Raw genomic sequence first — 24,391 nt, 5'->3', positions numbered from 1 at the left:
CGGGCGCAGGCCGGGCGAGCGGGACGCGACGGATGTCCCTGCGCCACGGTTGATGTATGCCGCTCGCTGATGGGACAAGTCCATTCCCGTTTCGCGCATCCCCCCGCGCCCCCGGCGCGCGCGTCTTCCACTTCCGCGGCCGCGGTGCGCCGCCGCCTCGTCGCGTGGGCGCTCGCGCTTGCCGGCGCGGTGCTCGCGTCGAGCGCGGCCGCGCAGGCGCCGGCGGAGGGCGCGGAGGGCGCGGAGCGCACGCCGCCCCCGCAGCTCGCGCCCTCCGCGCCCCCTGCAGCGCCGGCCGCGGAGGAGCTCCCGCCGCAGGCCATGTGGGAGGCGACGGTCGCTGCGTACGAGGCAAGGATCAAGGCGCTCAAGTACGAGGCGGACACCGTCCACGATTTTGTTGAAGACGAAGACATGCGAGACGCCCACGGGCGCCAGATCGAGCTGGAGATCGAGGCGACGAAGAGAGAGCTCCGCAACTTCATGGAGCGGACGACCGAGCGGAACAGCACGGTCATGATGGTCTCGGGGATCGTCCTCGCGGGCCTCGGAGCAGCCGCCCTCGTCACCGGCGCCGTGCTGATCACCGCGAACCACGACGAGGGCTCCACGAAGCACCGTGACACGTACACGGTGGCCGTGGCGACGGCGGTCGGGGGCGCGGCCGCCGTTGGCGTCGGCCTGCCGCTCTACGTGATCGGCAAGAAGCGGGTGCTGCGGAGAGGGCTCGATATGCGCGGGCTGGCCGCTGCGCGCCTCCTCGTCGGTCCGGGCGCCGTCGCCGCGTCGCCTGGAGCGGTCCCCCTCGGTGTGGGGCTGCGCCTCGCGTTCTGAGCTGCGGCCCGGCCCCCAGGCGCGCCCGCGCGAGCTCCTGCGGCTCGTGGGGTGGAGAAGAAGCCAAGGAATCCCCTTATTTGCGGCCCTTTCAGCGGGGAAATCGAACAGGAGGCGTGGAGACAGGGAGTATTTAAGGATTTTCCTCCCCGTCTCCCCGCCTCCCTGTGAGTCTCCGAAGAATTTGAGGGATGCCTCAGAAGCAGTAGAGGACACGAACGCTCCGCGAGCACAGCGCGAGATCTCGACGCGCACAGCTCTCCTCCACAGACGCAGAAAGTGCTGGGCGATCTCTGGCTCCGGTGCTAGCGTTGCTGTCGACGCGTCGCCCGCGTCAATCATGGACACTTTCCTCTGATACCACCGCTCCGTCACGCGGCCCCGAAGGGGAAGCGCCTGTTGCCCAGGTAGGCACGGCGCCCTTCTGCTGCCGCGCGTGAGCAGCCACGACAGCCGCCCGCGGAACCCCGCGCGAGCGTGGTCGTGTGCTCGTGGGGACGGAGCGTGGCCAAACTGCGAACGAGTCCGATGCGCTGGAGGTCGCTGACCTCGCGGTCGCAGGCCCTCGCTCGCTGGCCGCTCGCGCGAAGCACCGAGCCGGATGGTTCGTGGCGCGGCGGGCCGACTCGCCATCTCTCCTGACGGCGAGGCGCTGAGGCGCCTTGCCAGGGGGCGTGTGGTGATGCGGACCGCCCTGCCCCGGCGATGCGTGGAGGTGCGTCCATCGCGCGAGAGCGCCAGTCGAGCGGCCTTTGGGCGGCGTCCGGAGCCAGCGTCCGTCGCGGCATCGGTGTGCCTGCAATCCGGGGTCGTACGATGAATGGAGGGTGTATGAGAGCTGGTTCTTCGAAGGGTTCGTTCAGCCTTGGTGCTCTTTCTGCCGTGGTGATGAGTGATCGAATGGAGGATTCCATGACCGAGCGACCCGCCCATCTCGCCGAGCGCGCACAGGAGCTCGGCTCGGCCAAGACGCCCGAGCGGCGCCCGCCGCAGACGGGGCATGTCCCCGCGCCGAAGCCCGCGCACCGGGAGCCCCACCCGCCGAGCAAGCTCCCGAACCAGGATCGCTCCCGGCCGGCGCTGAACATCCCGCAGCGCCGCCGCATGGGCGTGCAGCGGTAGATCCGCTGCTGCTCCGGCGCCGGAGCGCCGCGAACGGGCGGCGGTTCGGCCGTGCGCGCCGGCGGCGTGGAGCCGGAAGGCCTAGACTTCCGCGACTCCACGCCGTCCGGCTGCGCCATGACGGCTCCGATCGTGATTGGGCCGGGGCGAGGGCTGCGGTAAGACCTCGCCACCCGCGCGGCCCGGCAGCCTGTGGCCGCGCAGAGGCCCGAGCATGATCCAAGCCGAACCGTTCGAAGCCCGCCTCGTCGCCGTCCGGCCTCTCAGCCCCTTCGTGCGAGAGCTCTCGTTCGAGCGCGCTGACGGCAGGGCGTTCCTGTTCGAGGCCGGGCAATGGGTCAACCTCATCCTCCCGCTCCCGGGGGGTGAGGTGAAGCGCGCTTACTCCATCGCCTCTGCCCCCGACGGCTCCCCTCGCTTCGATCTGGCGGTCACCCGGGTGGAGGGCGGGGCGGGCTCGGAGCACCTGCATCGGCTGGAGCCCGGCGCGACGCTCCGCGCCGTCGGTCCGCACGGGCTCTTCACGCGCGATCCCGAGAGCCCTGCGCCCTCGCTGTTCGTCGCCACCGGCACCGGCGTCACGCCGCTCCGGAGCATGCTGCGCGCGTCGCTGCGCGCCGGGGCGGCCGCGCACCTGTGGATCCTGTTCGGCGCGCGCTTCGAGGAGGACATCATCTACCGCGACGAGCTCGAGGCGCTCGCGCGCGGCTCGGACCGGATCCGCTACGAGATCACGCTCTCGCGCGGCGGCCCGTCCTGGTCGGGCCGCCGCGGCTACGTGCAGGCGCACGTGCCCGAGCTCTACAGGGAGCTGGCCGAGGCGAGCGGGGATCCGGCCCCGCACGTCTTCATCTGCGGCCTCGATCGGATGGTCTCGCTCGTGCGCGAGCTCGCCCGCGGCGAGCTCGGCGTCCCCCGCAAGCACGTCCACGTCGAGCGCTACGACTGACCCGCCGCCCCGGCGAGCGCGTCCACGCCGAGCGCCGCGACGGAGCCGCCGGCCTCTCCAGGACGGAGCCGCCGATCTCGGGCGGACGCGAGCGCCGATCGCCCTCCGGTGACGCGGCGCGCCTTGAGCGTTACCCTGGGTACGACGTAGGATGCGCGCCCCCGCGGGCGGTACCTGCGGGGTCAGTTCTGCAGGTGATCACGTGACGACCAAGAAGACGTTCCGCACCATCGATCCAGCGACGCTCCCGAAGCATTTCGACTCGCCCGTCGCCGAGCAGCGCCTGGCCGACGCGTGGGAGGCCGACGGGACGTACCGTTATGACCCCTCGCGCCCCCGCGAGGAGACCTTCGTGGTCGACACGCCTCCGCCGACCGCCTCGGGCTCGCTGCACATCGGCCACGTCTTCAGCTACACGCACACGGACGTCATCGTCCGGCAGCGCCGGATGCTCGGCTTCAACATCTTCTATCCCATGGGCTGGGACGACAACGGCCTGCCCACCGAGCGGCGCGTGCAGAACTATTTCCACGTCCGCACGGACGTGCGCACGCCGTACGAGCGCGGCCTCTCGCTGCCGCAGGCGGCGCCGGAGGCGCTCAAGAAGGAGCAGCCGCGCATCGTGTCGCGGCCGAACTTCATCGAGCTCTGCCACAAGGTCACGCGCGAGGACGAGCAGGTCTTCAAGGCGCTCTTCCGCCGGGTGGGCCTCTCGGTCGACTGGCAGTACGAGTATGCCACCATCGATGATCACTGCCGCAGGACGGCGCAGCTGTCGTTCCTGGATCTGCACGAGAAGGGTCACCTCTACTCGGTCTTCGCGCCCACGATGTGGGACGTCGATTTCCAGACCGCTGTCGCCCAGGCGGAGGTCGAGGATCGCCCGCAGTCCGGCGCGTTCCACGACATCGCGTTCGCCGTGGAGGGCACGGGCGAGCAGCTCGTGATCGCCACGACGCGCCCGGAGCTCCTGGCGGCCTGCGTGGGCGTGACGGCGCACCCCGAGGATCCGCGGTATCAGCACCTCTTCGGCAAGACGGCGCTCACGCCGATCTTCCGCGCGCCGGTGCCCATCTTCCCGAGCACGCTCGTGGATCGCGAGAAGGGCACGGGCATCCTGATGGTCTGCACCTTCGGCGACGCGACGGACGTGATCTGGTGGCGGGAGCAGAAGCTCCCTCTCCGGCAGATGCTCGGCAAGAACGGCCGACTCCTCCCGGTGACGTTCGGGGAGGGCGACTTTCAGAGCCGCGATCCGGCCGCCGCGAACGCCGCGTATGCCCCGCTCCAGGGCAAGGGGGTGAAGCAGGCGCGCACGGCCGTCGTCGAGCTCCTCCGCCGCGAGGAGCACGCGGCGGCGCCCGGCGCAGGCCCGGCGCTGCGGGGCGAGCCGAAGCCGATCGAGCGGGCGGTGAAGTTCTTCGAGAAGGGCGATCAGCCGCTCGAGTTCGTGCCCACGCGGCAGTGGTTCGTCCGGCTCTCCGACAAGAAGGAAAAGCTCCTCGAGTTCGGCGACAAGATCGAGTGGCACCCGGATTTCATGCGCCTCAGGTACCGCAACTGGACCGAGGGGCTCCAGGGCGACTGGTGCATCAGCCGCCAGCGGTATTTCGGCGTGCAGTTCCCGGTCTGGTATCCGCTCGACGCCGAGGGCAACCCGGATCACGGTAGGCCGCTGCTCGCGACGCGCGAGGTGCTCCCGGTCGATCCGACGGTCGACGTGCCGCCCGGGTACGACGCGTCTCAGCGGGACAAGCCGGGCGGCTTCACGGCGGAGTCCGACGTGTTCGACACGTGGTTCACGAGCTCGCTCACGCCGCAGATCAGCTCGCACTGGGGGCTCGACGAGGGGCGCCACGCGCGGCTGTTCCCGGCCGATCTGCGCCCGCAGGCGCACGACATCATCCGTACGTGGGCGTTCTACACGATCGCGAAGGCGATGCTGCACGAGGCGTCGGTGCCGTGGCGTCATATCGCGATCTCGGGGTGGATCCTCGACCCTGATCGCAAGAAGATGTCGAAGAGCAAGGGCAATGTCGTGACGCCGATGCACCTCTTGGACAACTACTCGTCGGACGCGGTCCGCTACTGGTCGGCGAGCGCGCGGCTCGGCACGGACACGGCCTTTGACGAGAAGGTGCTGAAGATCGGCAAGCGCCTCGTCACGAAGATCTGGAATGCGGGCAAGTACGTGCTCAGCCAGTCTGCGGAGGTCCATCCGATCTCCGAGGAGCTGGATCGGGCGTTCTTGCACAAGCTGTCGGCGGTGGTGGCGGACGCGACGCGCTCGTTCGAGGCGCAGGAGTTCGCGGCGGCGCTCGAGCGGACGGAGGATTTCTTCTGGCGCTGGTTCACCGACGCTTACTTGGAGCTGGCCAAGGCGCGGGCGCGCGGCGAGGGCGGCGCCGGTGATGCGGCGCGGGGATCGGCGGTGGCTGCGCTGCGGCTCGGGCTCTCGGTGCTGCTGCGGCTATTCGCGCCGGTGCTCCCGTACATCACCGACGAGGTCTGGGCCTGGGTGTACGCGGAGGAGACGGGGCAGCGGTCGATCCACCGGGCGAAGTGGCCGGCGGCGGGGGATTTCGCGGAGGTCGCGGCGCCGGTGGACGCGGGGCTCCTGGAGCTGGCGGCTGCGGCGATGGCGGCGGTCAACAAGCGGAAGAGCGAGCTCGGCGCGAGCGTGGGGCGCGTGGTGACGGATCTGGCGCTGGGAGCGAACGCGGCGACGCTGGCGCGGCTGAAGCCGGCGCTGGGAGACGTGCTCGCGGCGGTGCGGGCAGGAGGGGCGCACGAGCTGGTGGAGCGGGCGGAGCTGGCGGACGGTGAGGTCCAGGTGGTGCGCTGCGAGCTGGAGGTGACGGCTGCGGCGGCGGCTGGCACGGGGGAGGCTGCGGCGGCCACGGAGTAGCCCGGATCGAGGTGGCCCGGCCCTCGTGGAGAGAGCCCGCTGCGCGGCGCGCGCACGGGCTGAACTCGCCTGAGACGTCCTGTGCCCGTCGCGCAGCGCGCGCCCGACACAGGACGTCAAATGGGCTCAGACAACAGCCCGTGCGCGCGCCGCGCGGCGGGCTCCCTCCGCGAGGGCCTACGGCTTTGCTGAAGGGTGTGAGAGCGTTGCGGCATCCCGGGGCATGCGGATGCTGGGGCCTCGAGGGGAGCCCAACGCTTAGATGATGGAAATCACCTCGTTTTTGTAGTGACCTGTGCCGGTCGCGCGCGAGAAGCAGGCACCCGGGGGCTCGCGCGAAGTACATAGGAAGGGCGATGCGCGCTTCGGACGTGGTCGAGGATCGGTTCGAGATCGAGCGGCTCGCCGGATCCGGTGGGATGGGCGACGTCTACCGTGCGTGGGACCGGCGGTCGGGGGAGGCGGTCGCGCTCAAGGTGCTGCAGAGCGCGAACGTACGCGACCTGAGTCGGCTCTCGCGGGAGGCTGAGGCGCTCGTCACGCTCCGGCTGCCAGGGGTCGTGCAGTACGTGGCGCACGGGATGACTGCCACAGGGCGGCCCTACCTGGCCATGGAGTGGCTCGACGGGATCACCCTGGACGCGAGGCTCGCTCAAGGACCGCTCTCGATTGCCGAGAGCGTGATCCTGGCAGCACGGGTGGCGGCGACGCTCGGCGCGGTCCACCAGCTCGGCATCGTCCACCGCGACCTCAAGCCGAGCAACCTGATGCTCGTGCGCGGCGCGGTCGAGCGCGCCACGCTGCTCGACTTCGGCATTGCTCGGGATATCCGGCTTGCGCGGAGTCTGACGGCGCCAGGCGCGATCCTCGGCACACCCGGCTACATGGCGCCCGAGCAGGCGCGCGGCGAGGCGTCCGTCGATGCCCGCGCCGATGTGTTCGCGCTCGGCTGCATGCTGTTCGAGTGCCTCGCGGGGCGCCCGCCCTTTCTGGGCGACAACGCGCTCTCGCTCCTCGTGAAGGTCGTGCTGGAAGAGCCGCCACGGCTTGGGGAGCTGCGCGACGGTCTCCCGGAGCCTATCGAGCGCCTCGTGGCCCGGATGTTGTCGAAGTCGGCGGAGCGCCGGCCGCGCGACGGCGCCGCTGTCGCCGAGGAGCTCGCAATCCTGGCGCGCGCAGCGCTCCCCAGCGGAGAGGGCGAGACGGCGGAGCCGCCCGCGCCGAGCGTGGAGATCACGACGTCGGAGCGCCGGGTTATCTGCGTCATCCTGGCCGTTGATGGCAGCGCGGAGTCGGACGCCACGCTCTCGGAGGCCGAGTGCGCCTCTCGCACAGAGGTGCTGCGTCAGATTGCCGCGCGTCACGGCGGGCGCCTCGAACTCCTTCAGTCGCGGTGGCTGCTCATCGCGCTGTCCGGCGCCGAGGCCCCGACCGATCTCGCCGCGCGTGCGGCCCATTGCGCGTTCGCGCTGCGGGTTGAGCTCGGCGGTGTGCCCATGTCCATCGCCACGGGGATGGCCGAGGTCGCCGGGCGGCTGCCGGTCGGCGCGCTGATCGACCGCGTCGTACAGCTCTTCCCGCAGCGCGCTCGCTTGCCAGAGTCGGGCATCCGGCTCGACGGCGCGACGGCAGGCCTGCTCGCCAGGTCCTTCGACATCGCGCAGGCGGACGAAGGTGCCTGGCTCCGCGGCTCGAAGGAGGAGCCGGACACCGTGCCCCGGCTCCTCGGCAAGCCAACGCCGTGCGTGGGGCGCGAGCGCGAGCTCTCGCAGCTCGCGGCCGAGTGGCGCCATTGCGTAGACGAGCTCACCGCAAGCGCCGTGGTCGTCGTTGGAGCTCCCGGTCTTGGCAAGTCGCGCCTCGCCTGGGAGTTCCTCCATGAGAGGAGCGAGGCCGCCGAGGTCTGGCTCGGCAGGGCCGATCCGATGGCGGCGGGCTCTGCGTTCGGCCTCCTCGCCCAGGCGCTTCGCCGCGCCATGGGCATCCTCGACGGCGAGCCGCTGGAGGTGCGGCGGCGCAAGGTGCTCGCCCGGGTGGAGCGGCTCGGTGAGCTCGGGGCCAGGACCCCACACCTCGCGGCGTTCCTCGGCGAGCTGGTGGGGGCGCCCTTCCCCGACGAGGGCGATGTGCAGCTCCAGGCGGCACGCCAGAGCCCCGTGTTGATGGGGGACCGTCTCCGCGAGGCGTTCGAGGATTTCGTGCAGGCCGAGTGCCAGCAGCAGCCGGTGCTCCTTGTGCTTGAGGATCTGCACTGGGGCGACCTGCCGACGGTGACGCTCATCGACACCGCGCTCCAGCGCGCCGAGAATCTGCCGTTCTTCGTGCTGGCGCTCGCCCGCCCGGAGGTCCACGAGCTCTTCCCGACGCTTTGGAGCGAGCGTCACGGGCTCCGGATCCGCCTTGCGCCGCTGTCCCGGCGTGAAAGCGAGCGGCTCGTGCGGGAGGTACTCGGCGATGGCGCCGGGCCAGAGCAGGTGGATGCGCTCATCGCGCGCGCCGAGGGCAATGCGTTTGTGCTGGAGGAGCAGATTCGTGCGGTGGCCGAGGGCAAGGGCGAGGGCATGCCCGAGACGGCGCTGGCGATGGTGCAGGCGCGGCTCGGGGCGCTCGGCGTCGAGGAGCGCCGCGTGTTGCGCGCGGCGAGCGTCTTTGGCGAGACGTTCTGGGAAGGCGGGGTAGTCGCTCTGGTCGGCGGCGTGCCGGTGGCGCGGCAGCTCACCGAGCTCGCCCGCCGAGAGCTCATCCGGCGGCGGCGCGAGGCCCGCGTCGCGGGTGAGGTGGAGTACGAGTTCCGGCACGCGCTGGTGCGGGAGGCGGCCTACAGCATGCTGACCGAGCGCGACCGCCGCGTCGGGCACGGCCTTGCGGGCGACTGGCTGGCGCGGACCGGCGGGGCGGACGCGATGGTGCTGGCGGAGCACCTCGAGATCGGCGGCGCATTGGCGCGGGCGGCGGAGTCATACCTGCGCTCGGCAGAGGAGGCGCTGCGCGGCGGAGATCTCGGCGCAGCGATCGCGCGGGCCGAGCGGGGTATCTGCTGCGGCGCGGCTGGGGACATCGCTGGCAAGCTCCGCCAAGTCCAGGCGGAGGCCCATGTGTGGCGCGGCGATCTCGCGCTCGCCGTGGAGCGGGGGAGCGAGGCGCTGGGCCTGCTGGAGCGCGGCTCGGCTGCATGGTTCTCCGTCATCACCCCCATGGTATGGGGCGCGTCCAAGCTGGGGCGGCCGGACGAGGTCGCGCGCTGGATGACCGAGGCGGTGGACATGGCCGCCTCCGACGACGCGCAGAGCGCGAAGCTCCGCTGCCTGTCCGTGGGCGGGGGCGCGTTGTCGCTGGGGGGACGGTACGCCGAAGGCGCCGCGCTGCTCGACGTTGCGCAGCGCGCCATCGCGGGCGTGGAAGCGCTCGATCTCGAGGCGGTCGCGCACCTCCATGAGGCGCGCTCGGCCCACGCGATCTGCACCGGCGATCTGGGCGCCGGCGCTGTCAGCCTCGAAGCGGCGTTGCTCGCCTTCGAGCAGGTTGGCGATCATCGCAACGCGTGCAGCATCCGGTTGTGCCTGGGCTCCACGTGCACGGAGCTCGGCGACTTCGAGACAGCCCAGTGGATGCTGCGGGCAGCCATGGAGGCGGCCGACCGGATGCACCTGGACGAGGCGAAGCTCAGCGCGCAGGCCAACCTCGCGCACGCTCTCGGGTACCGTGGTCAGCTCGCCGAGGGGCGGGCGCTCGCCGAGGACGCGGTCGCGTCGAGCCAGGGAGCGGGCCTGGTGCGCACGGAGCTCTTCGCTCGCTGCTACCTGGCGAAGATCGCCCTCGCCAAGGGCGATTCCGAGGCCGCCGAGCGCGAGGCGCGCGCCGCCATCGCGCTCTTCAAGAGCGCGCCGACCCTGGGCGTGCAGGCCTTCTCCGTCCTCGCGCGCACGCTGCTCGGGCTCGGGCGCACCGCCGAGGCGATGCGGGCTGCCGCCGAGGCGAGCGCGCGGCTCTCGGAGTTTGGCACGCTGGAAGAGGGCGAGTCCCTCGTCCGCCTGACCTATGCCGAGGCGCTCGCCGCGAGCGGCAGGCACGCAGAAGCTGCAGGTGCAATCGCGTCAGCCAAGACGGCGCTACTCGCGCGCGCCGAAAAGCTCAGCGATCCGACTTGGCGTGAGCGCTTCCTCCGGGACGTGCCGGATAACGCCCGCACGCTCGAGCTCGCGCGGCAGTGGCTCGGCGGGTGAACGATCGGGTGCTGGGCGAGGTCGATGCACCCTGCACACATGCCATGTCCCGGTGCGCCACGAAGGTTGGCCAGAGTGCCCGCGAGGTGCTGCGTTCCAGCGCAGCGGCGGCGCTGTGATCAACGACCCACGCCGAGGTGGCGGGAGGCGCAGGCAGCCCCTGGCGTGGGCTCGCGCATCGCTGAACCCCGGAGAGATCAGGCGCGAATCACGACGACCTCGCGTCCCGCGGGGGTCAACGCGTGCTCGCGGCGCGTGCGCTCGGCGATCGGAGGCTGTCCCGAGCGCTGGTCGAAGAGGATGAGCCACCCGCGATGGAGCCCCAGCCCGGCGAGGTACTCGTCGAGCTGAGCGAGCCCCTCGGCGAGGGGATCCGGCCGGCCGTCGCGCCAGACCTTGAGCTCTATCGCGAGCGTCTCGCCGGCATAACGAACGCAGAGATCCATCCTGCCCCGACCGATAGCGTACTCGCGCTCGATGCTGCCGCCGCCGTTCACGACGCGGTGGAGGAAGGCCATGACGACGAGGTGTGGCGCGATTTCATGGTAGGGCGCCGCTCTGAGCAGCGGCTCGCCGTGCTGGCGCCAGAAGGAGAGAAAGGCGTCGAGCAGGCGATCGGCGTCGAGGCGGCCGTCCTGAGTGAGCCAGGTCGCCGGGATGCGCGGCAGCGAGTCGCGCACCCCGCTCGCGAGCTCACGGACGATGATCTCGCGGTAGATGGGGTTGGCGATGACGAGACCGCCTTCCGCCGTTCGGCGCAGGAGGCCCAGGTCGACCGCGAAGCGCCGGTCGTCTTCGGGCACATCGCCGAGGGTGGTGCCGGCGAGCATGGGCTCGATCACGGCGCGGATGCGCGGCTCGCGCAGGCGCTCTACCAGGCTATCGAGGTGCGTGTCCTGCCGCTCGATCAGGATGTCCCTGGCGCGATCGACGTCCGCGGCCGTGATGGGCTGCGCGCGATCCTTGACCAGGACGTCGACGAGCTGACGGGCGAGCGCGTTGACGAGCCACGGCTGACCCTGGGTGAGCTCGAAGGCCCGATCCACGGCGCTCGCGTGAAAGCTCTGGCCCGTCTCGGCCGTGTGCTGGGCGTAGAGGGCGGCGATCTCATCTCGGGTGAAGTTGCGCAGCGTGAGCGACTCGACCTTGATATTGAACGGGCTCGACGTGCAGAGGCGGTCGCTGTTGCCGGATGCGACCTTGTAATCGCGCACATCGCGCAGACCGATGAGGGCGAGCGCGTGCGGGAAGCCATGCGGGCGACCCGGATAGCCGCTCCGGAGCTGACGTAGCACGGAGATCAGCGTCGTATCTCGCAAGGCGTCGATCTCGTCGAGGAAGATGACGAGGGGCCGCGGTGCGGCCTGGGCCCAGGCGCGCAGGGCGGCCCCGATGCGCTGGCCAGGGGGCACGTCCGGGAAAGGCGGCGGCTGGAGCTCGGCCGGGAGCTGCCACCCCGCGATGCGGCGCCACTCCGCGAGCACCGCGAGCTCCGCTGCGCCGGGGTCGTCCGGAAAGGGGGCGCCGACCTCCATCGAAACAAGCACCGCGGCATAGCGCCCTTCCCGCGTGAGCGCCTGGGCGAGCGTCAACAGCGAGGTCGTCTTTCCGATCTGCCGCGGCGCGTGCAGGATGAAGCAGGCTTTGCGATCGATGAGCTCGCGCACCCCGGGCAGGCGCTCCTCGGCCGGGAGCATGTAGTGATCGGCCGGATTGCAGGGGCCTGCCGTGTTGAACCAGCGGTGCATCGCGGCGGTGAGCCTAAGGGCGGCGGCGCCGGGGGACCAGCGCGGCGACGCCGGTCGCGTTCGCCCGGCGGCGAACCTCGATGGGATAGGATGCGTGGCAATGTCGAACGGGCGATTCGGGAGCGGCGCGGCGGGGCTGGGCGCGATCGCCCTGGCGGCGGCGATCGGCGGCTGCAGCAGCGCACCGCCGGCGTCGTCGCAGCGAACGCAGCTCACGCCGGCCGCCCCTCCGGAGGTCTGGCCGCCGCCGGGAGCGCGGCTGGCGAAGCCGGAGGGGCACATTGCGAAGGTCAACTGCCTGGCGTTCTCGCCGGACGGTCGGCAGATCGTGTCCGGGGGCGAGGATCGGGTGCTGCTCGTCTGGGATGTGGCGACCGGCCAGGTCGTCCAGCGGCTGGAGGGGCACGGAGGATGGGTTCGTGGCTGTGCGTTCCTGCCGGACGGGCGCGCGGTGGTGAGCGGCGGCTGGGGCGGCGAGGTCTTCGTCTGGGATCGCAAGAGCGGCGAGCGGCGGCGGCTCGAAGTCCTGAGCCCGACCGATGCCGTCAATTCGCTCAGCGTGCGACCCGATGGCGGCGAGATCCTCGTCGGTACGCTCTCCGGTGTGGCGAGGGCCTGGGAGCTGGGCTCGGGTGCGGCCACCCTCGAGCAGGACGCGCTCATCCGCCCTGGTGAGAGCAACGTCGTGTGGGCCACGGGCTACCTCGACGACGGGCGCGCATTCGCGGGCGGGAACGCCGGTGTCGTGGTGTGGAATGGGCGACAAGCGGTGACAGCCCGGTACGACGCCGCGAGCGCGGTGGCGTTGCCCGGCGGGCTCCTGGCGCTCGGCGGCGAGGGCGAGGTGACGCTGCTTCAGCCCGGCGGCGCGATCGAACGCCTCGGCGCGCTGGAGCGCTGGGTGTACGGGCTCGCCGTGAGCCCGCGGCGCGATCTGCTGCTCGCCGGAGACGCCACCGGCAGCGCTCGCGTTTTCCGCCTCGCCGACAGGTCGCTCCGGTGTGAGCTGAAGCGATCTGCGGGCCTCTTCGCCGCTGCGTTCGACCCCACCGGGACCTGGTTCGCGGTGGCCGGCGACGATGGCTCGGTCGCGCTCGCCAGGGTCGCGGACTGCACGGGCGCGGATCGCCAGCTCGCCGTGCGGCAGCTGGGGATCGCGCAGCGGCGGATGCGCAGCGTGGCGGCGGGGCAAGCCGTGCTCGTCGGCGACGGCGCCGGCAACGTCAGCGCGTGGTCGACGGCCACGTGGTCGCTCGCGAGCCGGTGGTCCGCACACGCGGGCGAGGTGACCGCGCTGGCCGCGCTGCCCGATGGCGGCTGGGTCTCTGGAGGTCTCGACCATGCCGTCGTCGCGATGCCCGGCGTCTCCAGCGCTCCCCCTCGTCGGATTGGCCGGCTGCGCAACTTCCCCTGGGCGGTCCGCCCCAGCCCTGACGGCATGTCCGTCCTGTCGGCCGATGCGGCAGGGGATCTGACGCGCCTGCCGCTTGGCGAGGGCGGGGCGCCGGCCACGCTGCTCTCCGAGCAGCGGCCGCTTTATGCCCTCGCCGTGGACCCCGGCCGTCCTGAAGCGGTCGTCGCCGGGATGACAGGACGAGTGCTCCGGGTGAGCCTTGTCCAGGAGGAAGACCGGAACGCATCCTGGCCAAGGGCGACCATGCTCCGAGAGAGCGTGATGGCGCTGGCCTACAGCCCCGACGGCCGCTGGCTCGCCGAAGCCGGCACCGACGGCACCGTCGCGGTCCGCGACGCCGAGCCCGGCGACGCCCCGCCCCGCCGCTTCGAGGGGCTCAAACGTCAGGTCCACGCGCTGGTCCTCACGCCCGAGCACCTCTGGGCCGGCGGTGCCGACGAAGTGCTCGCCCGCTGGTCGATTCACGCCGATGCCGCCGCAACGCCGCTCCGCATCGAGGAGCACGCGCCCATCCACTCCCTCGCCGCCACGCCCGACGGCAAGCACCTCATCGCCGCCCTCGGCCACGGCCGCGTCTCGGTGCGCGCGCTCCCGTCGGGCGACCTCGTCGCCCACCTCCTCCCGCTCAGCGATGGCAGCTGGGCCACGGCGTTCGCCGACGGCCGTTTCATCAGCTCCGGCAGCGGCGCCGCCCTCGGCCTGCGCTTCGAGGACCCCGCCACCCGCAAGGTCACGACGCTCGGAGGGCTCCCCCACGTCGGCGTCAGCCCGCCGTCGGCGACGCGCACCGCCGAGGGGCACGTCCTCGTCCGGGCCACCCTCTTCTCCCCGCGCGGCGTCCCCCGCGTGCGCCTCGACGGCCGCTGGGACGTGCGCGGCGTGACCCCGAGCCCGACCGCCCTGTCCGCGTACGAGGTCGAGCTCCTCCTCGGCGACAGGTCCACGGCGCCCCACCGCCTCGACGTGCTCGGCCCCGGCGGCGAGAGCGCCCGCGCCGACATCCGGCCCGAGCCCGACCTCCGCGCCCGCGCGCTCCGCCCGCGCGCCCTGCTGATCGGCAACGCCGCGTACCGCGCCCCGGGCGTCAAGCGCCTCCCGGGCGCGCTCGCCGACGTGGACGCGATGCGCCGCGCCCTGCAGCGCAGCGACGGCTGGGCGCTCGACGACGACCGCATCAAGGCCTCCAAGGACCTCGACGCGGCCAACCTGGAGGCGACCGTGACCGGTTTTCTCGCCGGCGCCGCCGAGGGGGAGACGCTGCTCGTCTACTTCGCCGGTCACGGCTTCGACCAGCGCGGCGAGGGCTTCCTCCTGCCCATCGATTTCGACCCCGCCAGGCCCGCCGATCCTCGCAACGCGCTGCCCGCCGCGCGTCTCTTTCAGGCCATCGCCGCCTCGAAGGCGGGACGCGTGCTGGTCATCCTCGACGCGGGCCGCGCCGGCGCCTTCTCGCTGCCCGAGGATCTCGGCGTGGAGCACGACCACAGCGAGCGCATCGGCGTCGTCACCGCGGCCAGCGCCGGCAGCGACGCCGCCGAGACGCCGCGCGGGAGCGTGTTCACGCAGGCGCTCGTCGAGGCCTGGACCGACCCGGCGGCAGTGGATCCCGAGCGCGAGGCGGTCACGCTCGGCCTGGCGTTCAACAGGGCGCAGGACCGCACTCACGCGCAGCGCCCGCGCCTCTTCGGCGGGCTCGATACGCTGCCGCTCGCGTGGCCGCTGCGCGGGGCCGCCGAGGCGCCCGCGGTGATGGCGAGCGAGGAGGCCGCCGCCTCGGGCACCACGCTCGCGCGCGTGAAGGCGAGGGTCGTCGGGACAAGGCAGCTCACCGCGCTCGGGCGCCGGATCGACGGGACCCTGGAGGTCGAGATCGCCTTTGGCCAAGATACGGAGTCCGTGCGCATCGGCGTGTACGCTGTCGACAAGGCGCCTCCGGCGGCGCGGCCCGAGGTGTTCGCGCCGGGGCCATGGAAGGGCGGCCAGGTCCAGCGCCTCCGTGTGCCGCTCAAGGATCACGAGCCCGGCGAATACCGCGTCGAGGTCGAGCCTTGCCGGCCGGGAACGGCGTGCGGAAACGAGCCTGCCTCGACATTCCGGATCCGACTCGGCGGTTGAGATCACGCCGCGCGCTGCCCTGCGCGGCGGGCCAGGTGCTCGGTGCCCGGGCACCGGAACGCGCTGTCGTCGCGAATGTCCCCGGGCGCCCGAGCACCAGAGCGCGTTGGGGTCGCTCTGCGATCCAGGCGCCCGAGATCGGCCACACGCCGGGGTGATCGTGGTGTAAATTACATTTTGCTCCCGACAGGGCACCGTGATCCTGCGGGTGAGGGCCGTCGCTGGAGGCCCGTGTGAACGACATCGCAGACGCAATGCGCGATTTGGACGTGGTCGAGGATCGGTTCGAGATCGAGCGGTTCGCCGGATCCGGCGGGATGGGGGACGTCTATCGCGCGCGGGACCGGCGGTCGGGGGAGGCGGTCGCGCTCAAGGTGCTCCAAGGCGCGAGCGCGAGCGATCTGCGCCGGTTCGCGCGGGAGGCGAAGGCGCTCGTCACGCTCCGGCTGCCAGGGGTCGTGCGGTACGTGGCGCACGGGACGACGGGCGCAGGACAGCCGTACCTGGCGATGGAGTGGCTGGAGGGCGTGACGCTGGAGCAGAGGCTCGCTCAAGGGCCGCTCTCGATGGCGGAGAGCGTGACGCTGGCGGCGCAGGTGGCGACGACGCTGGGCGCGGTCCACCAGCAGGGCATCGTCCACCGCGACCTGAAGCCGAGCAACCTGATGCTGGTGGGCGGCGCGGTCGAGCGAGCGACGCTGCTCGACTTCGGCATCGCGCGCGAGCTCTGGCTCACGCAGAGCCTGACAGCGCCCGGAGCGATCCTTGGGACGGCCGGGTACATGGCCCCCGAGCAGGCGAGCGGCGAGGCGCCGGTGGACGCCCGGGCGGATGTGTTCGCGCTCGGGTGCATCCTGTTCGAGTGCCTCGCGGGGCGCCGGCCGTTCCTGGGCGACAACCTGCTGTCGCTCCTCGTGAAGGTCGTGCTGGAAGAGCCGCCGCGGCTCGGGGAGCTGCGCGACGGCATCCCCGAGCCGCTCGAGCGCCTCGTGGCCCGGATGCTGTCGAAGTCGGCGGAGCACCGGCCGCGCGACGGCGCCGCCGTCGCGGCGGAGCTGGCCGTCTTCGACGGCGAGGGGCTCGCCGCGGGAGGGAGCGCGGTCGCGGCGCCGCGCGCGCCCGGCGAGGAGATCACGACGTCGGAGCGGCGGGTCATGTGCGTCATCCTGGCCGCCCATGGCAGCGAGGAGACCGGCGCGACGCTGGCGGAGGCCGACGGGGTCGCGCAGGCCCAGGCGCTGCGGGACATCGCGGCGCGCCACGGGGGGAGGCTCGATGTCCTGCAGTCGAAGTGGCTGCTCATCGCGCTGTCGGGGGCCGAGTCTCCGACGGACCTCGCGGTGCGAGCGGCCCATTGCGCGCTCGCGCTCCGGACCGTGGTTGGCGGCGCGCCCATGTCGGTCGCGACGGGGCTGGCGGAGATCGAGGGGAGGCTGCCTGTCGGTGAGCTGGTCGATCGGGTGGCCCAGCTGATCGTGGGGCGCGACGGCGCGCCGTCCGGGGGTATCCGGCTCGACAGCGCGACGGCGAGCCTGCTCGCGAGCCGCTTCGATACGGCGCGGGGGCCCGAAGGATGCTGGCTGCGCGGCCGGAAGGAGGAGCCGGACACGGTGCCGAGGCTGCTCGGGAAGCCGACGCCGTGCGTGGGGCGCGAGCGAGAGCTCTCGCAGCTCGCGGCCGAGTGGCGCCATTGCGTGGACGAGCCCGCCGCGAGCGCTGTGGTCGTCGTGGGGGCCGCGGGCCTGGGCAAGTCGCGCCTCGCCTGGGAGTTCCTGCGCGCCATCGAGGAGCAGCGCGAGGCCGCCGAGGTCTGGATCGGCAGGGCCGATCCGATGGCGGCCGGCTCGGCGTTCGGCTTGCTCGCCCAGGCGCTCCGCCGCGCCATGGGGCTGCTCGACGGCGAGGCGCTGGAGGTGCGGCGGAGCAAGGTGCTGGCGCGGGTAGAACGGCTCGGCGGGCTCGGGAGCAAGGGGCCGCACGTGGCGGCGTTCCTCGGCGAGCTGGTGGGGGCGCCGTTCCCTGACGAGGGCGATGTGCAGCTGCAGGCGGCGCGCCAGAGCCCGGTGCTGATGGGCGACCGCATCCGCCAGGCGTTCGAGGACTTCGTTCGGGCCGAGTGCGAGCGGCAGCCTGTGCTGCTGGTGCTGGAGGATCTGCACTGGGGCGACCTGCCGACGGTGCGGCTGATCGACGCGGCGCTCCAGCACGCGAGGGACCTGCCGCTGCTGGTGCTGGCGCTGGCGCGCCCCGAGGTGGACGAGCTGTTTCCGGAGCTCTGGCGCCAGCGGGTCGGGCTCCGGCTGCGGCTCGCGGCGCTGCCCCGGCGCGCGAGCGAGCGCCTGGTGCGGGAGGTGCTGGGCGACGGCGTGAGCGCGGCGCAGGTGGACGAGCTGCTGGCGCGGGCCGAGGGCAACGCGTTCGTGCTGGAGGAGCAGATCCGCGCGGTGGCCGAGGGGCGGGGCGAGGGGATGCCGGAGACGGCGCTGGCGATGGTGCAGGCGCGGCTGGAGGCGCTGGGCGTGGAGGAGCGGCGGGTGCTGCGCGCGGCGAGCGTGTTCGGCGAGACGTCGTGGGAAGGCGCCATCGCGGCCCTGGTGGGCGGGGCGCCGGTGGCGCAGCCGCTCGCGGAGCTGGGGCGGCGGGAGCTGCTGGTGCGGCGGCGCGAGGCGCGGGTCGCGGGCGAGGTGGAATACGAGTTCCGGCACGCGCTGGTGCGGGAGGCGGCCTACGGCATGCTGACCGAGCGCGACCGCCGCGTCGGGCACGGCCTTGCGGGCGACTGGCTGGCCCGCGCTGGCGGTGCGGACGCGACGGTGCTGGCGGAGCACTTCGAGCTCGGCGGCGCGCCGGCGCGGGCGGCGGAGGCGTACCTGCGCGCGGCGGAGGAGGCGCTCCGCGGCGGCGATCTCGACGCGGCGATCGCGCGGGCCGACCGGGGGCTCGGCTGCGGCGCGGCCGGGGACGCCGCCGGCAGGCTCCGCTGGGTCCAGGCGGAGGCTCATGTGTGGCGCGGCGATCTCGCGCTCTCCGCGGAGCGGGGGAGCGAGGCGCTGGGCCTGGTGGAGCGCGGCTCGGCGGCGTGGTTCTCGGCCATCATCCCCCTGGTGTGGGCCACGTCCAAGCTGGGTCGGCTGGACGAGGTCGGACGCTGGACGACCGAGGCGGTGGGCGTGGCCGCCTCCGGCGACGCGCAGAGCGCGAAGCTCCGCTGTCTGTCCGCGGGCGCGAGCGCGCTGGCGCTGGGGGGGCGGTACGCCGAAGGCGCCGCGTTGCTCGATGTGGTGCAGCGCGCCCTCGCGGACATGGCAGCGCGGGATCTCGATGTGGTCGCGCACCTCAACGACGCGCGCGCGGCCTACGAAATGTGCAGAGGCGACCTGGGCTCCTGTGCCGGCAGCCAGGAAGCCGCGTTGCTCGCCTTCGAGCAGGCTGGCGATCATCGCAACGCGCTCAGCGCCCGGACGAGCCTGGGCGCCGTGTGCATGGAGCTCGGCGACTTCGAGACGGCGCAGTCGATGCTGCGGACAGCCGTGGTGGCGACCGACCGGATGCACCTGGATGAGCTGAAGGTCTCTGCACAGGCCAACCTCGCGCAGGTCCTCGGGTACCGTGGTCAGCTCGCCGAAGGGCGGGCGCTCGCCGAGGAGGCGGTCACGTCGAGCCAGGGAGCGGGCATGGTGCGCACGGAGCTCTTCGCTCGCTGCTACCTGGCGAAGATCGCCCTCGCCATGGGCGACCACGAGGCCGCCGAGCGCGAGGCGCGCGCCGCCATCGCGCTCTTCGAGAGCGCGCCGACGCTCTGCGTGCAGGCCTTCTCCATCCTCGCTCGAGTGCTGATCGAGCTCGGGCGCATCGACGAGGCGATGCGGGCTGCCGCCGAGGCGAGCGCGCGGTTGGCAGAGTTTGGCACGCTGGAAGAGGGCGAGTCGCTCGTCCGCTTGACCTATGCAGAGGCGCTCGCCGCGAGCGGGAGGCGCGCCGAGGCCGAGGCAGCGATCGCGTCGGCCAGGACGGCGCTGCTCGCGCGCGCCGAGCAGCTCAGCGATCCGGCCTGGCGCGAGCGCTTCCTCCGCGACGTGCCGGACAACGCCCGCACGCTCGAGCTCGCGCGGCAGTGGCTCGGCGGCTGAGCCCTCGCGCTGCTCGGGCGTCGAACGACGCTGGTGGGCCCGTGGCGCACGAAGCGGCGCCCCGGGCCCCTCTTCTGCCGGGGATTACTTCGTGGCCAGCTTCGTCAGGTCGAGCATTTCGTCGACGTCCGGCAGGACGATCAGGTCGCACCGGCGGTTCTTTTGCTTGCCGGCCGGCGTGTTGTTGCTCGCGATGGGGTCCGTGTCCGCGAACCCGGCCGCGCTCCAGTGCCTCGTCGGCAGCTGGCCCTCCTTGCCGATCAGGAACAGCAGCACGGCCCGGGCGCGCATCAGCGACAGCCCCCAGTTGTCCTGGAACGGGCCGCTCTTGTAGGGCTGGCTGTCGGTGTGCCCGGCGACCTGGTAGTCGCGGTCCACGAGCGACTTGTCGCCCCGGATGACGTCCGAGATCTTCTTCAGGATCTGCTGGCCGTCCTTGCTCAGCGTGTCCTTGCCCGAGTCGAACAGGACGTCTCCGGGCAGCGAGATGACCATCCGGTTCCTGCGGACCTGGACCTCCAGGCCGAGCTTGACGAGCTCCTCGAGCTTCTTCCGGAGCAGGTCGAACCGCGCCTGGATCGCCTCGAGCTGCTTCGCGCGCGCCTTGTACTCGGCCAGCGCCTTCTCGCGATCCTCCAGCGTCGAGCTCATCTTCGAGATGTCGGCGCCCTGGTCCGCGAGCTTCTTCTCGAGCTCCTCGACGCGCTGCTTCGCGTCGGCGAGCTCCTTCTCGAGCTCGGCCTCCCTCTTCTGGCTCCGGTTCTGGAGCTGGTTGTACTTGTCGAGCTGCGACTTCCACTCCTGCTCGGAGTGGCCGCAGCCCGCGGCGAGCAGCGACGACAGCGCGAGGGGTAGTGCAATGAGTGTCCGGTTCATGAGCGCTTTCTCCATGGCTCCGTCGGCGGGAGCGGGATGCTGCGGGCGAGAGCGTCGCTCAGCTCGGGCGAGAGATCCAGAGGGGAGGACGGCGAGATCCCCCCGTCCGCGCGGCCGTGCGCTGCAGGTGAGGCGGGATCGGGGCTCCGGCGGCGCAGGTGAGAGCGGCGGCGGCGCGGTCGGCGACGGCGCTGGCGCGAGCGGGGACGCCGGCGGCGGCGCAGCCGCGGGCGTTGCTGGCGCGTCTTGGCCTCGTCAGCGCGTTGCCCACCCCGACCGAGGTTGAGGCGGCCCCGACCGAGGTTGAGGTGGACCCGACCGAGGTTGAGGTGGACCCGACCGAGGTTGAGGTGGACCCGACCGAGGTTGAGGCGGACCCGACCGAGGTTGAGGCGGACCCGACCGAGGTTGAGGCGGACCCGACCGAGGTTGGGCCGGCCCCGCCACCCTGACTGAGGTTGAGGTGGCCCCGCCAGCCGTCCCTGCCAGCCGACCGGGGTTGAGGTGGCGCCGGTGGCCCCTGCTCCGATGCGTCCCGGGTGTGCAGCCGTGACCGGGTTCCAGGGCCTGGGGCCGAGCGGTGCCTTGACCACACAGGCCGGGCGTGAGACATCGGCCCCCGGCCTCCGGGCCACCGAGAGCTCGGATCTTCAACCTCTTCCTGCGCGCGGGGCGAAAACGCGCGAACGAAACCAAGCAGATGCCCATCTCGTCGCGGTCTCCGGGTACGTCGTGCCGCCCTGGCACCCCTCGCCGTCGCCTCCGGTCGGGCCTCGCGCTCGCGCTCGTGCTGGGCGCGTCTTCCGCGTCCGCCCAGCCGGCACGCCGGCCGGCCCAGCCCGCTGCGCCGGCCCAGCCCGGCGCAGCGCAGCCCGCCGCACCGGCACAGCCCGCCGCAGCGCCCCCCGCCGCAGCGCAGCCCGCCGCGCCGGCCCAGCCCGGCGCAACGCCTGCGCAGCCCGGCGCGGCGCCGGCCGGCGCCGAGACGCCCGAACCCCCGGCGGCGCGCCAGCCGCTCCTGCCGCCGGCCGACACGGCCGCTCCCTCCGCGCCGCAGCCGGCGGCCTCGGAGGCGCCCGCAGCCGCTGCGGCGGCCGAGCAGCCCGAGCGACAGGCGATCCAGGCGGAGATCGGCGCCCGGCCCAGCGAGGTCTACGCCGAGGACTGGTGGTCTCACGCGCGACCGACGTTCGAGTTCCACGGCTACTACCGGCTCCGCTGGGAGCTCTTCAACAGCTTCGCCCTCGGCCGCATCGGCCTCCGCAATGAGGCGCTCTGGCCGCAGCCGGCCGACAACTCCTACAAGGAGAGCACGATCTCGCTCTGCAACCCGAGCGAGACCACGAGCGGCGGCACCCGCTCGTTCGACTCGTGCAAGAACGACACCCAGGCCGGCGCGAACATGCGGTTCCGCCTCAATCCCGAGCTGCACATCAGCGACAACCTGCGCATCCTCACTCAGGTCGATCTCCTCGACAACGTGGTGCTCGGCTCGACCCCGGACGGCTACGCCAACCAGCCGGCGGCGGGCGGCGGCTACCAGGTCGCCCGCCGGGGCGGCTACTCGCCGCTCGGGGCCTTCTCCAGCACCCAGTGGGCGCCCAGCGCCGGCATCAACTCGACGAAGGACTCGATCTCCGTCAAACGGATCTGGGGAGAGTACATGACCCCCGTCGGCCTCCTCCGCTTCGGCCGCATGCCGAACCACTGGGGCCTCGGGATGGTGGCGAACAGCGGTGACGGGTACGACTCAGACTACCAGTCGACCGTCGACCGGCTGATGTTCGTCACGGGCATCAAGAAATACGACATCTACTTCGCCGGCGCGTGGGACTGGGCCAACGAGGGCGCGACGAGCGCGTCGATCCAGGACCTCGAGGGCCAGCCGTACGACCTCGCCCAGTCCGATGACGTCGATCAGTACGTGTTCGTCGCCGTCCGCCGCAAGAATCCCGAGCTCCAGAAGCTCGAGCTCGCCCGCGGCAACATGGTCATGAACGGCGGCGTCTACTTCGCTTACCGGCAGCAGACGCTGGCGAACGACGTCACCGCCGGCGACACCACCACCACCGCCCCGTCCGCGGCGCTCGGCCAGAGCGCCGACAACGTCGCTGCGGGGTACGTGCATCGGGGTGCGGAGATGATCATCCCCGACGTGTGGTTCCAGCTCCTTTACAAGAAGTTCCGCTTCGAGCTCGAGGCGGCGATGATCTACGGATCCCTCGATCTGCGCGGGCAGGGCGAGAGCGATTATGCGAACGTCATCTCGCCGAAGGACACCGGCTGGGGCGTCCGGCAGTTCGGGCTCGCCACGCAGGCCGAGCTCACCGAGATGGAGGGCCGGCTGCGCGTCCACTTCGGCTTCGGGTACGCGACCGGCGACGACGACGCGCCCGCCCTCGAGCCGCGGGGGACGCAGCTCGGGGCCATGGATCCCCAGAACTCGACCGATCGCACGTACTCGACATTCCGCTTCCACCCCGATTACCGGGTCGACCAGATCCTCTTCAGGAACATCCTCTCTCGGGTCCAGGGCGCCTATTATTTCCGCCCTGGCGTCGACTGGGACTTCGCCCGCGACAAGAACGGCCAGCGCGCCGGCCTCGGCGCCGCGGCCATCTGGAGCCGCGCCTCCGAGTTCCTCCAGGCTCCCGGCAACTCCCGGGATCTCGGCATCGAGCTGAACGCGCAGCTGTACTTCCAGTCCAAGGACGGGACGCTCAACGACGACCCCGACAAGATGGGCGGCTTCTACACGGCAGTGCAGTACGGCGTGCTGTTTCCTCTCGGCGGGCTCGGCCAGCTCAGGGGTGATGACGCGGTCCAGAAGATCGATCTCGAGACCGCACAGACGGTGCGCTGGTATCTCGGTATCCTCTTCTGAGCCTGAACCCGCCCGGCGCTCAGCCAGCCTCGCGCGCCGCCGTGTGTCTGGAAATGAGCGCTCGGGGCGGCGAAGCGGCGCGAAACGGCGACGTCGTCGCTCTCGTCATGAGTCCTGCATGAGCCATCCGGGGCCAAACAGCCCTTGATCTCGCGACCGTCCTGGCCAAGGATAGGATTGTCTGGACGCCAGGCGCGTCGCGATACTTCCGTGGTTCACCGAGGAGAACGGGTGGCGCGAGCCGCCTTTCTCCGGAGGGACGTGATGGTTCGTCGTCTCTTCATTGCGATGTTCTTGGCGGCGTCGATGGTGCTCGGGTCGACCGCCCTGTCCGTCGCCCAGGACGCAGACACGTCCGCTTTCCGCGACATCGCGGTCGGCAAGGACTATCGGCTCCGTGTCGCGGCAGCGCTGTCGCTCAGCAGGTCGAAGAGCCCCGGCGCGCGGCCTGCCCTCGAGAAGGCGCTCAGGGATCCGCACCCGGCGGTGCGCGCGTCGGCCGCGGCGGCGCTCGGCGCGCTGGGCAACCCCGCGGCGGTCCCGGCGCTCAAGGCGGCGCTCAACCTCGAGCCTGCCCCCAACCTGAAGCGCCCGATCGAGGCCGCCATCGAGAAGCTGTCGCGCTCGTCGTCCAAGGCGCGCTTCCTGGTCAGCCTGGGCAAGTTCGAGAACCGCTCCGGCGTGAAGGACGCGAAGCTCGGACCGCAGCTCAGGCAGCAGACGCGCAACCGCGTGGCGCAGTTCGCCGACATCGAGATCGTGGCCGACGGCACCGACCTGGCTGCGGCAGGCAAGAGCCGCAAGCTGCCGGCCTTCACGCTGGACGGCTCGGTCACGCACCTGAGCAAGCGCCATGGGGCGGACGGGGTCGGCTTTGCCGCAAAGGTCGAGTACGTGATCCGCGAGATGCCGAGCCAGACGCTGAAGGGCTCGATGACCGGCTCGGCCCAGGCGCTCGGCGAGGCGAAGCGCGCCCAGGGCTTGAGGGAGCTCGCCCAGCTGCAGAGCGACGCTGTCGCGGGCGCGATCGAGAGCGCGCTCCAGAGGGCGCCGCTCGCCCTCGAGGCCGCCTCCGGCAGCAGCGTCGTCGCCTCCGGCCGCTGACCCGGCGGTCCGGCCTCGCCGGCGTGGGCCGGCGCGCGCACCGGCCCGGCGCGAGCGGGATCGGACACCGGCCCGGCGCAAACC

The 24,391-nt window shown here is 72.2% G+C and carries 12 protein-coding genes; 10 read left to right on the top strand and 2 right to left on the bottom strand.

The features are described 5' to 3' along the window. Positions 1–144 precede the first annotated feature (144 nt). From WMF46_RS27565 to WMF46_RS27545, 5 genes are all read left to right on the top strand, one after another. Entirely contained in the window at positions 145–834 is a 690-nt protein-coding gene (locus WMF46_RS27565) for a hypothetical protein (protein ID WP_437979921.1), read from the top strand. A gap of 912 nt (positions 835–1,746) precedes the next feature. Then, positions 1,747–1,956 (top strand): hypothetical protein, encoded by a 210-nt coding sequence (locus WMF46_RS27560; RefSeq protein WP_437979920.1) that lies wholly within the window; start codon positions 1,747–1,749, stop codon positions 1,954–1,956. A gap of 214 nt (positions 1,957–2,170) precedes the next feature. Beyond that, positions 2,171–2,905: a ferredoxin--NADP reductase gene (locus WMF46_RS27555; RefSeq protein WP_437979919.1), complete on the top strand. Its 735-nt coding sequence runs from the start codon at positions 2,171–2,173 to the stop codon at positions 2,903–2,905. A gap of 202 nt (positions 2,906–3,107) precedes the next feature. Continuing rightward, a complete protein-coding gene (gene valS, locus WMF46_RS27550) occupies positions 3,108–5,813 on the top strand; it encodes a valine--tRNA ligase (RefSeq protein WP_437979918.1) in 2,706 nt (901 codons plus the stop codon). Between the two features lie 356 nt (positions 5,814–6,169). Continuing rightward, the gene (locus WMF46_RS27545; RefSeq protein ID WP_437979917.1) at positions 6,170–10,036 is read left to right on the top strand and encodes a protein kinase domain-containing protein; all 3,867 of its coding nucleotides are present in this window, start codon (positions 6,170–6,172) and stop codon (positions 10,034–10,036) included. A 197-nt stretch (positions 10,037–10,233) separates the two neighbouring features. Here WMF46_RS27545 and WMF46_RS27540 read toward each other — a convergent pair whose 3' ends face one another. Further along, complete coding sequence (locus WMF46_RS27540) at positions 10,234–11,784, bottom strand: ATP-binding protein (RefSeq protein ID WP_437979916.1); 1,551 nt, start codon at positions 11,782–11,784, stop codon at positions 10,234–10,236. A 100-nt stretch (positions 11,785–11,884) separates the two neighbouring features. Here WMF46_RS27540 and WMF46_RS27535 point away from each other — a divergent pair, with 100 nt between their 5' ends. Together WMF46_RS27535 and WMF46_RS27530 are read left to right on the top strand one after the other, a co-directional pair. Further along, entirely contained in the window at positions 11,885–15,313 is a 3,429-nt protein-coding gene (locus WMF46_RS27535; RefSeq protein WP_437979915.1) for a caspase family protein, read from the top strand. A 254-nt stretch (positions 15,314–15,567) separates the two neighbouring features. Next, on the top strand, positions 15,568–19,443 hold the full coding sequence (locus tag WMF46_RS27530) for a protein kinase domain-containing protein (protein WP_437979914.1): 3,876 nt from the start codon (positions 15,568–15,570) through the stop codon (positions 19,441–19,443). 84 nt (positions 19,444–19,527) lie between these two features. On the opposite strand, the gene WMF46_RS27525 is transcribed toward WMF46_RS27530, so the two are convergent. Then, positions 19,528–20,319 carry an OmpA family protein gene (locus tag WMF46_RS27525; protein ID WP_012237759.1) on the bottom strand — a complete coding sequence of 264 codons (792 nt, stop codon included), beginning with the start codon at positions 20,317–20,319 and terminating at the stop codon, positions 19,528–19,530. Between the two features lie 158 nt (positions 20,320–20,477). Between WMF46_RS27525 and WMF46_RS27520 the strand changes: the two genes are divergently transcribed. The 3 genes from WMF46_RS27520 to WMF46_RS27510 all read left to right on the top strand — a co-directional run bounded on the left by WMF46_RS27520 (position 20,478) and on the right by WMF46_RS27510 (position 24,307). Further along, the gene (locus WMF46_RS27520; protein ID WP_437979913.1) at positions 20,478–20,771 is read left to right on the top strand and encodes a hypothetical protein; all 294 of its coding nucleotides are present in this window, start codon (positions 20,478–20,480) and stop codon (positions 20,769–20,771) included. A 248-nt stretch (positions 20,772–21,019) separates the two neighbouring features. Continuing rightward, complete coding sequence (locus WMF46_RS27515; protein WP_437979912.1) at positions 21,020–23,203, top strand: TIGR04551 family protein; 2,184 nt, start codon at positions 21,020–21,022, stop codon at positions 23,201–23,203. A gap of 264 nt (positions 23,204–23,467) precedes the next feature. Continuing rightward, the gene (locus WMF46_RS27510; RefSeq protein ID WP_437979911.1) at positions 23,468–24,307 is read left to right on the top strand and encodes a HEAT repeat domain-containing protein; all 840 of its coding nucleotides are present in this window, start codon (positions 23,468–23,470) and stop codon (positions 24,305–24,307) included. Positions 24,308–24,391 lie beyond the last annotated feature (84 nt).

Origin of the sequence: Sorangium sp. So ce117 (genome assembly GCF_051524395.1) — a bacterium.
Taxonomy (GTDB): domain Bacteria; phylum Myxococcota_A; class Polyangia; order Polyangiales; family Polyangiaceae; genus Sorangium; species Sorangium cellulosum_B.
This window is presented reverse-complemented; position numbering and strand designations above follow the sequence as displayed.